The organism is Ruegeria sp. HKCCA6837 (genome assembly GCF_013034475.1).
Lineage (GTDB): Bacteria > Pseudomonadota > Alphaproteobacteria > Rhodobacterales > Rhodobacteraceae > Ruegeria.
Window position 1 is genome coordinate 17,047 of the sequence record NZ_WQGD01000001.1, and the last position, 13,182, is coordinate 30,228.

The window sequence follows — 13,182 nt, forward strand, 5'->3', positions numbered from 1 at the left end:
GGATCCGTTCTTCATCTGGCCGAAAATACCTCCGCCGGAGGCATCGCGCGCCCGCGCGATTATCATCTGCGGCGAAATATCGGTTTCCCTGCCGTCTGAGCCCCGCTATATGAGCCGGGTTTGATTACTCAGCACGAAAAGGACCGGATATGGCCAACGTGGTTGTTGTCGGCGCTCAATGGGGCGACGAAGGAAAAGGCAAGATTGTCGACTGGCTCAGCGAACGGGCGGACGTGATCGCGCGTTTTCAGGGCGGGCATAATGCCGGTCATACGCTGGTGATCGATGGCGAAGTCTACAAGCTGCACGCGCTGCCCTCGGGCGTTGTGCGCGGCGGCAAGCTGAGCGTGATCGGCAATGGTGTCGTGTTGGACCCCTGGCATCTGGTCAAGGAAGTCGCGACCATCCGCGCACAGGGTGTGGAGATTACTCCTGAGACACTGATGATTGCTGAGAACACTCCGTTGATTCTGCCGATCCACGGAGAGTTGGACCGTGCGCGTGAAGAAGCGGCCAGCAAGGGCACAAAGATTGGGACCACTGGGCGCGGAATTGGGCCCGCCTACGAAGACAAGGTCGGGCGTCGTTCCGTACGCGTCGCCGATCTGGCGGACGAAGCAACCCTTGAAGCCCGCGTGGATCGTGCCTTGCAGCATCATGACCCGTTGCGCAAAGGTCTGGGGATCGAGCCGGTTGATCGTGATGCACTGATCACTCAGTTGAAAGAGATCGCGCAGGAGATTTTGCCTTTTGCGGCTCCGGTTTGGAAAGTGCTGAACGAAAAACGCAAAGCTGGCAAGCGCATCTTATTCGAAGGGGCGCAAGGTGCCCTTCTGGACATCGATTTCGGCACTTATCCTTTCGTGACCTCGTCCAACGTGATCGCGGGTCAGGCCGCAACGGGCGTTGGGATTGGGCCGGGTTCGATTGATTTCGTGTTGGGTATTGTAAAAGCGTACACCACACGGGTCGGCGAAGGACCGTTCCCGACCGAGCTGGAAGATGCGGATGGTCAGCGCCTTGGTGAGCGCGGCCATGAGTTCGGAACGACGACAGGCCGCAAACGCCGCTGTGGCTGGTTTGACGCTTGCTTGGTAAAACAAACTTGCGCGACCAGCGGAGTAAACGGCATCTCGTTGACAAAGCTGGATGTTTTGGACGGGTTTGAAACACTGAAAATCTGTACCGGGTATGATCTGGACGGCGAACGTTTGGATTACCTCCCAACTGCGGCTGACCAGCAGGCGCGCTGCACCCCGATTTACGAAGAAATGCCGGGCTGGAGCGAGTCGACGGAAGGCGCGCGCAGTTGGGCTGATCTGCCCGCCAATGCGATCAAGTACGTACGACGGGTCGAAGAGCTGATAGAATGCCCCGTAGCGCTTTTGTCCACCAGCCCGGAGCGGGACGACACCATTCTGGTGACCGACCCGTTTGCAGACTGATGGCCGAAGAAAACAAACCAGGCCTGAGTTATAAGGCGCGCCGCCGGTGGTCGTTGGTGATCCTTGTAATTGGTCTGCCACTCTACATTGTGGCTGTGGTGACAGTTGTGAACTGGCTGGATCGCCCCCCGATCTGGGTGGAGCTTTTGGTCTACGTCGTCCTGGGTGTTCTTTGGGCTTTGCCGTTCAAGTTCATCTTTCGCGGTGTCGGGAAAGAAGACCCTGATCAGTCCTGAGCCACTTGAGATGTCGGCGCTTGGTTTGGCCAGCTGAGCACTGCGCGTGCAAACGCGCGGTACTCACTTGTAAATTCCTTGGCCATGCTGAACGGTGTAGGCCAAGGGGTCGTCAGCGTCGCCTCGACCTGACCTGGTACAAGAGTTAGCTCTGCGTCGTGTTTCGCGGCCAGGCGTCTCATTTTTTGGTTGGTCGCAAGGCAAAGCATGTGAACTTCCCTGATCCCTCGGTTCTGAGCGATTGTAATCAGACGTGACAACAAGGCATCGCCAATCCCCTGATCTTGCCAGGCTTTCTCGACGGTAAATGCGGCCTCGGCGACGTGGTGCCTATGATCAGGTATCAAACGCAATTCGCCCACGCCTCGAAGGCACGAATCTGGGAAGGCTCCGAATATGAATGCTGCATCTGCAAGAATGTCGGAGAGATAGTTTTGCAGCCCCTGCGTCGGAACATGTGTGCCAAAGCGCGAATATAGTACCTCATCATCCAAGCTGTTGAAATGGCTTTCTATCAAGGCCTGGTCGTATTTTCGAAGTCGTCGAATCATGATGTCTTGCATAGCAATACCTCTGTCTGAAACGGGTGTCATGACGAGATTTCTGCCGTGAGATTACACCATAATTCTGCGGCGCAGCATAAATTTTTAAGCATTTCCACTAACAGGAGTTTTTTCCGCCGCGCTTTGCCAAGACTGCAACAAAAAAGGGCCGGGAATTACCCGACCCTTTGTCTTTTGATGTTGTTGCAGTTAGCCGACTGCGCGCTCGTCATCTGGGCGGAAACCGATCAGATTGGAGGCCGCGAACCGGCCACCACCAGCCTTTTCGATTTTCCCATCGCGCAGCAGTTGGCCAAACGACCGCAGGCTTTCTTCGCGATTGAACTCGTCCTGCTTCAAAGAGCGGACTTTGTTCATAAGTTGCGGGCGCGAGAACTGTTCCTGGCCTTCAATAAAGGAAAGATAAGCTGCTGCTGCTTCCAACAGATCGGGCAGTGATTGTGCGCCTTGATCCTGTGCAAACTGTGCAAAGCCGCTTTCTTCCGATCCGGTATCTTCTAGATCCGAAGTGACGCGACGAGGCATGACAGGACCGGTTGGCTCGCTTTGATTGTCCACGCGCTGTTCGGCAACCAGTTTCAGCGGGGCCGGAGCGTCTGTTTCCGGGCGCGCACTTGTAACCTTCACTTTAGGGCGGCGGGGGCTGACAACGGATTCCAGATCGCCGCGATACTCGGCGTCCTTCGAATGTGTAGCGGCTTCGTCGTCAAGCTCTGCTTCTGTCGCGGCAACCGCTGTGCGCAGGTGCGAATAAGTTTCACGCGCGTCGCTGCTTGAAGGATCTTCCATGTGCTCGCCGGTTTTGGCCATTAAGCGAAGGACATCCTGTTCGGGATCAACATCATCAGCCAGTTTTTGGCTCGAGCGTTCAGAAAACTCAGACTCGATCTCGGAAATCTCGCTCAGCAAGTTCTCTTCATCTTCTGCGGTCAGCAACCCATGCGTCTGAGTGTCCAGATCATCCTGAGCAGTTTCGTCAGCAGTTTCGACCGTCACATCCTCGATGTTAAGGATGTTTGGAACATCCTCTTCTTCGAGCTCTTCCTCGATATCTTCTTCCAGCTCCGCAAAGAGGGGTTCGGCAGGAAGTTTCGTCGCTTCGGGAGCGTCTTCAAGGTCATCGGCTTGCACGTGCTCGGGGGTCATGGGCACATGCAGTTCTTCGGCTTCCGCGGTTTGCTCTTCTGATTCAACAGTTGGGACTTCTGCTGCTTCAGCTTCTTCTGTCTCGTCAGACGTTGTTGGCGCTTCGGCTGGAAGGTCATCTGTCTCTTCTGCGTCAGCCTCATCGATAACAGGCTGCTGCGGCTCCTCAGGCATTGGCGCCGCAGGTTCGGCAAAATCTTCTGCGTTCAATGCACCAGCTTCAAAAGCTGCGGCTACTGCGTCCACAGGGGGGGTGGAACTTGCCAGCAGAGACGTGTCTTCGTCTTCGGAATATGCTGAAGGAGGAACATCCGAATGAGAGACAACTGCGCGAATGCGCTGCAGCTTGGCCGAGATGCTGTCAGCCGCTGGAGCAGGGGGTTCTCCGACTGGTTCCGCATCGGCAAGTCCGGCTGGGGCCGGGTTGGGTGGCTCGTGAGTGGGGGTGTGTGCCATGGTCATCGCGCCGGCTTGCGGGGCTAGCTCCTGACGGGGGGTCTCAGGTGTCTGTGTGGCGCGCAAAAGAAGTCCGGATTCGTTCTGGCTGGCTTCCACCCGTTGGGACGCATCGCGTCTGGCAATGCGTGTCAGCATCTCGGCATCAGGTTGAGGGGGTTCAGAGCCGAAATAGCGGTCATCTGCTGCAAGATCGCGAAAATACTCGGCGATGGCTTTCATCGTCTCAAAGGAATCGTCAAATCCTTCCAAAGTGCAGGAGAAGGTTCCATAAGAAACGGTCAATACCTTGTTATTCTGTACCATCAGACGCACGTCCTTTACAAACTACGAGAGCCAGCTTACCCGGAATCGGGAGCACACACTGGCTCGGAACTTTCTGCATGAACCTATCATTTTGTGGTCTTAATGTGTCCAAATCCGGGAAAAATGGCCAATCTTAATAAAAACGAGATCATTGTACGCTCGATTGATCCAATTGGTCTGTTCGGAGGGGGATTTGTCGGTGCCGAGGACCTGAATCTGGTGCTGAATCGCGTCAAATCGGTTGTGGCCGCTGATGGTGGTGCAAAGGTTTTGACAGAATCAGGTCATGTCCCGGATGCCGTTATCGGCGATTTCGATTCGCTGAGCGCGTCGACACAGGCAAAAATACCGACCGAGCGTCTATTCCCGATCCGCGAGCAGGATAGTACGGACTTCGATAAAGCGTTGCGCAGCACGCAATGTCCGCTGATTTTGGGTGCGGGGTTTCTGGGGGGGCGGCTGGATCATCAATTGGCCGTATTGAATACCCTGGTCAGGCGACAAGATCAGGCGTGTATTCTGTTGGGCGAACATGAAGTGGTTTTTCACGCACCGCCACACATCCGTCTGCCAGTTGATCCCGGCGACGTGGTTTCGCTGTTTCCTTTGCGCCCGGTTACAGGGCGCAGCACCGGGTTGGAATGGCCAATCGACGGGTTGAAATTCGATCCAGCAGGGCAGGTGGGCACATCGAACCGCGCGCTGGCAGAGGTCGAGTTGCATATGGACGGGCCGGGACTATTGATCATGATCCCGCGTTCTGCGTTGGATCCACTTATGCAGGTGTTTCTGTCGGAGCAGACCGGGCAGTGGCCCGCTCGCGAAGAATGACATAGAGCCCGGCAGTGATTGTTATCGTAATGCCAAGCGCGGCAAGCCCGTCAGGCAGGTCGCTGAAGATGACCCAGCCGATTAGGGTTGCAACAGGGATTTCCAGGTACTGCATCGGTGCCAGCGTGGCTGAGGGCGCATAACGCAACGACCAGGTCATCAGCAGGTGTGCAACGGTTCCCAAGACCCCGATCGCAATCAACAGCCAGTACATGTCCGGGGCAGGCAGGGTCACAGAAATCTCCCACACATCCAGATGCGTTCCGATCACCAGAACCGGGGCCAGTACCAGAGTCGCAAGAACACCTGATACCGCCTGTAACGACACAGGGTCTGTCTCTTTGGCGATTTGCCGTGTGACTAGCATGAACAGAGCAAACACAACAGCGACGATAAGGGGCAGCAGTGCAGGCGCGCCAACCTCGGCAAAGCTGGGTTGGATGACTAGAAGCGTGCCGATGAAACCTACGATGCAGGCGATCAGACGGCGTGCGCCAACCTCTTCACCCAGAACAAACTTGCCCAACAACAACATGATAAACGGCATAACAAAGGCGATTGCGATGGCATCCGCCAGAGGCAGGAACTGCAACGCGCTGAACATTGCGGTGATGCCAATGATGTGCAGAAACGTGCGGATTATCGTCAGTCGCAGGATGCGGCCACGCATCCGCCAAGGTTTGCCGGTCAGTGCAACCAGAGGGATCAGGATCAGGGCCTGAACTGCAAAGCGGACCGTTACCAGCAACCCCAGTGGGGTGGTCTCGCCCAACAGTTTGGCCATCGAGTCGCCCAATGGGGCAAGCAGGCAAAAGCCAAGCATTAAGACAATGCCAAAAACGGGACGATCCTGAGTCATGTCCGCGACGCTAGCCGTTTCACGGTACAGTGGAAAGGCTGGATGTTAGTCTTTCGGCAAGGGCTGAACCTTTGTGTAATCTGGCCCAATGCACGTGGGTAAACCGTCATCAAGGTGCAGCCAGCTCAGCTTTTCTTCGTGGGAAACATGCAGCGTGGGCTGCAGGTCATCAGGCACCTCTAGTGTTGCGACGTACAGATGCAGCACATCCGACATCTTGGCCGAACGGAACGAGATCGGTGTACCGCAATGCGGGCAAAAGCTGCGCTCAACTCCGGGTGAGGAGTTAAAGCGCTTGGGTTCTTCCCCGGTCCAGCGCCATTGGCCGTCGCGGACGGCGAAGTAGGTGGTCATCGGGGCGGCGCATTGGCGACGGCAACTGTCGCAGTGACATGTCACGCAAGACAATGGCGAAGAGTCGACTTCGTATTTGATTGTGCCGCACAGGCAATGTCCACGCATGACGACCCCCACATTATTTTGCGATCAGCAGTTTGGCACGTTCACCGCCAATCCACCAAGCGAGGTTTCCTTATACTTCTCGTGCATGTCATGACCCGTCTGGCGCATGGTCTCGATTACCGAATCCAATGGCACGAAATGTTCGCCATCCCCACGCAGGGATAATGACGCGGCCGATACTGCCTTGATGGCTCCCAATCCGTTGCGTTCGATACAAGGCACCTGAACCAGACCCGCAACGGGATCGCATGTCATGCCCAGGTGATGTTCCAGAGCAATCTCGGCGGCGTTCTCTACCTGTTCAGGTGTTCCGCCCATCACGGCACAGAGCCCTGCAGCGGCCATGGCAGACGCGCTGCCGACCTCGGCCTGACATCCTGCTTCAGCGCCTGAGATCGAGGCATTGAATTTGACCAGCCCGCCTATCGCAGCAGCGGTCAGCAGGAAATCTTCGATATGGCTTTGCGAAGCGCCAGGCACGTGATCCAGATAATAGCGCAGCACCGCAGGCAGAACGCCGGCCGCACCGTTGGTAGGGGCCGTTACAACCTGCCCACCGGCAGCGTTCTCTTCGTTGACCGCCATCGCGTAGACGCTCATCCAGTCGTTGATTGTGTGTGGGGCGGTCAGGTTCATACCACGTTCAGCCATTAGAGCATCATAAATGCCCTTGGCGCGACGACGTACTTTCAACCCACCCGGAAGGATGCCGTCTGTGGCTAATCCACGTTCGATGCAGGCGTTCATGACCTCCCAAAGACGGGCGGAGCCTCTGGCAAAGCTGTCGGCGCAACCCCGCGCGATTTCATTTTCACGCTTCATGTCAGCAATACTCTTGCCGCTGGATTTTGCCATCTCCAGCATCTCGGCCGCGGATTTGAAGGGGAACGGCACCGGAGCGCCTTCGTCGGTTGCTTTGCCCTCTGCCAGTTCTTCTTCGGTCAGGACAAATCCGCCGCCGATGGAATAGAACACCTGTCGCAGGATCACGTCACCCTGTGCGTCCGTTGCCATCAGAATCATGCCATTGGCGTGCCCGGGCAGGGTGTTGTCATAGTCGAAAACCAGATCGGCTTTGGGGTCAAACTGTAGGGTTGGCAACCCTTCAGGGGTGACCGTATGCGTGCTGGCAATATCTGCCAAAGCAGCCTCGGCTTTGTTGTTGTCATAGGTGTCCGGTACAAAACCGGCCAAACCCAGGATTGTCGCCCGGTCGGTCGCGTGGCCGACACCGGTAAAGGCCAACGAGCCGTGCAGCGACCCTTTAAGACCGGAAAATTCAAACGGCGAGGCACGCATCATATCAAGGAAGCGCGCAGCAGCCACCATGGGTCCCATGGTGTGGGAGGAGGACGGGCCGATGCCCACTTTGAACATATCGAAGACAGAGAGAAACATATCAGATAGCTGAGCCTTCTGGAGGGGTTGGGTGAACAGGGGAGGTGAACGGGTTGGCCCCAAGACCTTCGGCCAAAATGGCCGAGCGGGTCGCCGGGCGTGTTTCAAGCTTCATTAACAGCGTTTGTAGGCAAGGCGTGTCTGTCAGTTGATACCAGCTTCGGTCTGTCATAGCAGGGTAGAGCGCCTTCCAGCGCATCATGCACGCGACATAGTAGGTCAGAACGGAAGGGTGATCTGCACAGAACCAACCCGGCGCGCTTTTGGCCATTGCGTCCAGCAATTGAAGGTGACGTCTCAGGCGAGGATGTGTAGCGGCCCGCAATTTGTCGGCCTGCCGTGGGTCGATGTATTTCTCGGCATAAAACACGATACGCAGATCGGCGTGAAGCGTGTTGGACGCAAAGAACAACCACTTCAGAAAGCCTGCGCGTTCCGGGTCATCTTTTGCAGGGGCCAGCTGGCCATGTTGTTCGGATAGCCAAAGCAGGATGGCCGCTGTTTCAAAGATTGGCCCTTGCAGCGTTTCCAACACTGGGATTTGACCGTTGGGATTGAGTGCCCGAAAGGCTGTACTGTCCTGCGCATTCTGGCGCCGATCCACCAGGACCGTGTCAAAAGGCGCACCTATCTCTTCTAGCACCAGGCGGATTACCAGCGAGGCGTTATCAGGGATATAGTGCAGGCGGTAGGGCTTCGACATGGCGGCAACTTATAGCTCAAAGATGGTCTTGTAAGACATGATTGCGACGTTTCCGATAGGAAACGCGTAGTACTTTGGTATCTTTGAGTTCGCTGGGTCACAAATTGGGGTCGCAGTCACCCGAGGCTTTCCCTATAACTTCGGCAGGCCAACTTTGGAAAGCTGCCATGACCGGAGATCTATCGCCCATCGACACTGCAAAATACGTGGCCGCGTGCCGTGCGGCCGAGATGGTCGAAGACGGAATGCGTGTGGGCCTGGGAACGGGATCTACAGCCGCTTGGTTGGTACGCCGCTTGGGTGAGCGCGTACGAGGCGAAGGCTTGCAGATCAAGGGCGTGCCCACGTCGACCCGAACGGCCCAGCTTGCACGTGAGGTTGGAATCGAGGTCATTTCCCTGGATCAGGCCGGATGGTTGGACTTGACCATTGACGGCGCAGATGAGTTAGACGCGGACCTGAACTTGATCAAAGGCGGCGGTGGTGCACATCTTCAGGAAAAGATTGTCGCCACGGCCAGCGATCAGATGGTCGTCATCGCAGACGCCGGAAAAGAAGTTGAAACACTGGGCGCTTTCCCGCTGCCGGTCGAGGTGGTTCCCTTTGGCTGGCAAACCACGCGGACGCTGATCGAAGAAGCGCTGGACACAATGGATGTTCTGGGGACCACCTCTGCGCTGCGCATGAACGGTCAGGCCCCTTTTGTAACCGATGAAGGAAACCACATTCTGGATCTGCACCTGCAACGCATCGGCAATCCGCGCCAGATGGCGCTGATCCTGAATCAGGTGCCGGGTGTGGTGGAAAATGGTCTGTTCGTCGATATCTGCGACAAGGTCGTTCTGGGCCACGGAGATGGCAGGGTCGAACTGCGGGACATCAATGCAGGTACCATCCAACTGGACCAGTTGTTGAGCGGATCCCGCGATAACCTGTTTTCCGATGTTTCGGACTAAGTTTGATGCTCTTATCTCCGACAAGCGCCCGTGAATGTTTGAATTTTCTGTGCCCAGGGGTTGGCACCAGGGTTTTTGCGCCCAGATATCCAGAGGATTTTGCAAGTTGAACGAAGGAAACCGGCATGAGCTTTGACTATGATCTTTTTGTCATCGGCGGAGGCTCGGGGGGGGTCCGTGCTGCGCGTGTGGCGGCGGGTGAAACTGGTGCCAAAGTCGGGCTGGCCGAAGAAGACCGCTATGGCGGCACCTGCGTGATCCGGGGCTGTGTGCCCAAGAAGCTGATGGTCTTTGCCAGCGAATACTCGGGCATGGTGGGTGATGCACAAGCTTATGGCTGGGACATTCAACCCGGTGCATTCAACTGGAATACCTTCCACGGCAAGTTGGTGACGGAACTGGATCGGCTGGAAGGTATCTATCGTAACATCCTGAAAAACAACGGAGTGGAAAGCTTTGATCAGCGCGCTCGTCTTGTGGATGCGCACACAGTCGAATTGACTGATGGTACCCAAAAAACCGCTAAGCATATTCTGATCGCCACGGGTGGCCGTCCGGTCGTGCCTGATTTCCCGGGATCAGACCTGGCGATCACCTCGAACGAGATTTTCCACTTGGACAAGTTGCCTGAAAGCATCCTGATCGTCGGCGGTGGCTATATCGCCAGCGAGTTTGCCGGGATCATGAATGGGCTGGGCGTCAAGACCACCCAGTTCTATCGCGGCGCGCAAATCCTGCGCGGCTTTGATGAAGAAGCGCGCGGGTTGATCTGTGAAGAGATGCGCCAGAACGGAATAGACGTGCGACTGGGCACCAACGTGCTGGAAATGACCAAAGACGGGGACCAGATCCGCGTCAAGGCGACCGATGGCACCGAGGATCGTTTTGACGTCGTTATGTACGCCACGGGCCGTGCGCCAAATGCCGATAACCTTGGGCTGGAAGACCTGGGCGTTGAACGCGGTCGCAAGGGTGAGATTGTCGTAAATGAATACAGCCAGACCGCAGTGCCTTCGATTTACGCTATTGGTGACGTCACGGATCGGGTGAACCTGACACCGGTCGCGATCCGCGAGGGAATGGCTTTTGTAGAGACCGTCTTCAAAGGTAACCCGACACCTGTGGATCACGAACTGATCCCGACCGCGATCTTTACGCAGCCGGAATTCGGAACTGTTGGTCTGAGCGAAGAAGAGGCCGCGGCGCAAGAACCGATCGAAGTCTATGCCACGTCGTTTAAGCCGATGCAGAAATCGTTCGCGGGCGGAACGCAGCGGGTTCTGATGAAGATTCTGGTCAGTCAGGCCACACGCAAGGTTCTTGGCTGCCATATTGTCGCCCCCGGTGCTGGTGAGATGATCCAGCTTGCCGGAATCGCCGTAAAGATGGGGGCGACCAAAGAAGATTTTGACCGTACTGTCGCCGTGCATCCGGTGATGGCCGAAGAACTGGTGACAATGCGGCAACCTGTGCGCACGGCTTGATTTGCAACCGCGCGCACACAAGTTACAAAGGACGCCGTGATCACACGGTCAAACACAAGGGAACATGTACATATGGCGGGCAACAGCGGTGGCCCCTGGGGGGGCGGAGGCTCTTCCGGTGGCGGAGGAAATCGGGGAAATAACGGGGACGGGCGTCGCCCGCCCGAAGGCGATGGCCCGCAGATTCCCGAGATCGATGAGCTGATGAAGAAGGGCCAAGAGCAACTGCGCGTTCTGATGGGCGGTCGCGGCGGTTCGGGCAAAGGTGGCAGTGGCGGTCAAGGCGGCGGTGGTCCGGCCTTTACCAAGGGCACGATTGCAATTGGCGTTCTGGTCGCTGCAGGTCTTTGGGGTCTGGCGAGTTTCTACACCGTTAAACCGGAAGAACAGTCGGTTGAGTTGTTCTTGGGTGAATTCTCGGCCGTCGGCAATCCGGGCCTGAACTTCGCGCCCTGGCCGTTTGTCACCGCTGAGGTCATCCCGGTGACACGCGAACAGAACGAAGACATGGGCGGTGCCCGTGGCAGTGATGACGGCCTGATGTTGACCGGTGACGAAAACGTCGTCGATATCGATTATCAAGTGGTCTGGAACATCAATGATCCTGCCAAATTCCTGTTCAATCTGCGCGATCCACGCCAAACCATCCGCGCTGTGTCGGAATCTGCGATGCGTGAGATTATCGCGCAGAGCGAACTGGCGCCGATTCTGAACCGGGATCGTGGTATTATTGCCGACCGCCTGCAGGAACTGATTCAGGCAACGATGGACAGCTACGACTCGGGCGTGAACATCGTTCGTGTGAACTTTGACAAGGCTGACCCGCCGCAAGACGTGATTGCTGCCTTCCGTGATGTTCAGGCCGCTGCTCAGGAACGTGACCGCTTGCAGAATGTTGCGGACGCCTACGCGAACCGTGTGCTCGCCGAAGCCCGCGGTGAGGCTGCTCAGGTTCTGGAAGAGGCCGAAGCGTATCGTGCCCAGCAGATCAACAGCGCACAGGGTGAGGCCAGCCGTTTCAGCGCGGTTCTGGAAGAATACTCAAAGGCGCCTGATGTGACCCGCAAGCGCCTGTATCTGGAACGGATGGAGCAGGTTCTGGGTGACGTGGACAAAATCATTCTGGATGAGAACTCTACTGGTCAGGGGCAGGGGGTTGTACCCTATCTGCCGCTCAATGAGCTTCGCCGCAATTCCGGACAGGAGAGCAACTGATGCGTAAAACGACATTTATCCTGCCGGTCGTCTTTCTCGCGATTGTTGGCGTTTTATCTTCGATTTTCATCGTGGATGAACGCGAGCGGGCGCTGGTTCTGCAATTTGGCCGGGTTGTCACGGTCAAGGAAGAGCCTGGTCTGGCGTTCAAAATCCCGTTGATCCAGGAAGTGGTGCGTTACGACGACCGCATCCTTTCTATCGATGTACAGCCGCTTGAAGTCACACCTCTGGATGATCGGCGTTTGGTGGTTGACGCTTTTGCCCGCTACCGGATTTCAGATCTGGAGCAGTTCCGTCAAGCCGTTGGTGTTGGTGGCATTCCGGTTGCAGAAGATCGTCTGGACCGCATCTTGCGCGCTGAAACCCGCGAAGTGCTGGGTTCGGTATCCTCGCGCGACATCCTTAGCTCGGACCGTGCGGCGCTTATGCTGCGCATCCGTAACAGCGCCATCGCCGAGGCGCGAGCGCTGGGCGTCAACGTGATCGACGTGCGCCTGAAGGCGACTGATCTGCCGCAAGCCAACCTTGAGGCAACCTTCGACCGGATGAAGGCGGAACGGGAACGTGAAGCAACCGACGAACGCGCCCGCGGTAACGAAGCGGCGCAACGTGTTCGCGCCCAAGCCGACCGGACCGTGGTTGAACTGGTCTCGGACGCTAATCGTGAAGCCGAAATCATTCGCGGTGAGGCGGACGCTGAGCGTAACGCGATCTTTGCCGAAGCCTTTGGCAAAGACCCGGAATTCTTCGAGTTCTACCGCTCGCTGTCCGCCTATGAGCGTGCGCTGGGTGGCAGCAACAGCTCGATGGTGCTGAGCCCGGACTCCGAGTTCTTCAACTACTTGAAATCGCCCACAGGGCAGGCGACCCAGTAATGGGTATGATCCTTCTGGCTTTCGGGCTGGTGCTGATTGTCGAGGGGCTGGCCTATGCGCTGGCCCCTTCGCTTATCGAGCGTATGCTCGAAGCGTTCCGGTCAATTCCTGAACAGGCGCGCCGTTTGATGGGGCTGCTATGCGTCATCAGCGGGTTGATCCTGCTTTGGGGCGCGCATCAACTGGGTTTTTGACGCCATAGCTTCACTTGGCGGTGATTTCCCCGCGATCCCGAGTTGCTAGC

The 13,182-nt window shown here is 56.8% G+C and carries 14 protein-coding genes; 8 read left to right on the forward strand and 6 right to left on the reverse strand.

What is annotated here, in order from left to right; genetic code table 11:
• The first annotated feature begins 149 nt into the window (after nt 1–149).
• Complete coding sequence (locus tag GOV91_RS00095) at nt 150–1,445, forward strand: adenylosuccinate synthase (protein WP_171234011.1); 1,296 nt, start codon at nt 150–152, stop codon at nt 1,443–1,445.
• Nucleotides 1,445–1,681, forward strand: a complete 237-nt coding sequence (locus tag GOV91_RS00100) for a DUF2842 domain-containing protein (protein ID WP_171174790.1) — start codon at nt 1,445–1,447, stop codon at nt 1,679–1,681. Before GOV91_RS00095 ends, GOV91_RS00100 begins: the two co-directional genes overlap by 1 nt.
• Here the strand turns inward: GOV91_RS00100 and GOV91_RS00105 are convergent.
• On the reverse strand, nt 1,672–2,244 hold the full coding sequence (locus GOV91_RS00105) for a GNAT family N-acetyltransferase (RefSeq protein WP_171234012.1): 573 nt from the start codon (nt 2,242–2,244) through the stop codon (nt 1,672–1,674). The two genes, GOV91_RS00100 and GOV91_RS00105, sit on opposite strands and share 10 nt — an antisense overlap.
• Nucleotides 2,245–2,433: 189 nt before the next feature.
• The gene (locus GOV91_RS00110; RefSeq protein WP_171234013.1) at nt 2,434–4,152 is read right to left on the reverse strand and encodes a hypothetical protein; all 1,719 of its coding nucleotides are present in this window, start codon (nt 4,150–4,152) and stop codon (nt 2,434–2,436) included.
• Between the two features lie 123 nt (nt 4,153–4,275).
• Between GOV91_RS00110 and GOV91_RS00115 the strand changes: the two genes are divergently transcribed.
• Nucleotides 4,276–4,983 (forward strand): thiamine diphosphokinase, encoded by a 708-nt coding sequence (locus tag GOV91_RS00115; protein ID WP_171234014.1) that lies wholly within the window; start codon nt 4,276–4,278, stop codon nt 4,981–4,983.
• Here the strand turns inward: GOV91_RS00115 and GOV91_RS00120 are convergent.
• The 4 genes from GOV91_RS00120 to GOV91_RS00135 are packed head-to-tail and all read right to left on the reverse strand — an operon-like array spanning nt 4,928 to nt 8,405.
• Nucleotides 4,928–5,842: a DMT family transporter gene (locus tag GOV91_RS00120; RefSeq protein ID WP_171234015.1), complete on the reverse strand. Its 915-nt coding sequence runs from the start codon at nt 5,840–5,842 to the stop codon at nt 4,928–4,930. The genes GOV91_RS00115 and GOV91_RS00120 overlap by 56 nt on opposite strands.
• A gap of 45 nt (nt 5,843–5,887) precedes the next feature.
• Nucleotides 5,888–6,304: a GFA family protein gene (locus tag GOV91_RS00125; RefSeq protein ID WP_171234016.1), complete on the reverse strand. Its 417-nt coding sequence runs from the start codon at nt 6,302–6,304 to the stop codon at nt 5,888–5,890.
• A 24-nt stretch (nt 6,305–6,328) separates the two neighbouring features.
• On the reverse strand, nt 6,329–7,702 hold the full coding sequence (locus GOV91_RS00130; RefSeq protein WP_171234017.1) for an L-serine ammonia-lyase: 1,374 nt from the start codon (nt 7,700–7,702) through the stop codon (nt 6,329–6,331).
• Between the two features lies 1 nt (nt 7,703).
• Nucleotides 7,704–8,405, reverse strand: a complete 702-nt coding sequence (locus GOV91_RS00135; protein WP_171234018.1) for a glutathione S-transferase family protein — start codon at nt 8,403–8,405, stop codon at nt 7,704–7,706.
• 167 nt (nt 8,406–8,572) lie between these two features.
• On the opposite strand from GOV91_RS00135, the gene rpiA reads away from it, so the two are divergent.
• From rpiA to GOV91_RS00160, 5 genes are all read left to right on the forward strand, one after another.
• Nucleotides 8,573–9,361 carry a ribose-5-phosphate isomerase RpiA gene (gene rpiA, locus GOV91_RS00140; protein ID WP_171234019.1) on the forward strand — a complete coding sequence of 263 codons (789 nt, stop codon included), beginning with the start codon at nt 8,573–8,575 and terminating at the stop codon, nt 9,359–9,361.
• Between the two features lie 125 nt (nt 9,362–9,486).
• Nucleotides 9,487–10,845: a glutathione-disulfide reductase gene (gor, locus tag GOV91_RS00145; protein ID WP_171234020.1), complete on the forward strand. Its 1,359-nt coding sequence runs from the start codon at nt 9,487–9,489 to the stop codon at nt 10,843–10,845.
• 72 nt (nt 10,846–10,917) lie between these two features.
• Complete coding sequence (gene hflK / locus GOV91_RS00150; RefSeq protein ID WP_171174770.1) at nt 10,918–12,060, forward strand: FtsH protease activity modulator HflK; 1,143 nt, start codon at nt 10,918–10,920, stop codon at nt 12,058–12,060.
• The gene (gene hflC / locus GOV91_RS00155; RefSeq protein ID WP_171174768.1) at nt 12,060–12,938 is read left to right on the forward strand and encodes a protease modulator HflC; all 879 of its coding nucleotides are present in this window, start codon (nt 12,060–12,062) and stop codon (nt 12,936–12,938) included. The genes hflK and hflC overlap by 1 nt, the downstream gene beginning before the upstream one ends.
• Nucleotides 12,938–13,132, forward strand: a complete 195-nt coding sequence (locus GOV91_RS00160; protein WP_171174766.1) for a DUF2065 domain-containing protein — start codon at nt 12,938–12,940, stop codon at nt 13,130–13,132. The genes hflC and GOV91_RS00160 overlap by 1 nt, the downstream gene beginning before the upstream one ends.
• The last annotated feature ends 50 nt before the right edge of the window (nt 13,133–13,182 follow it).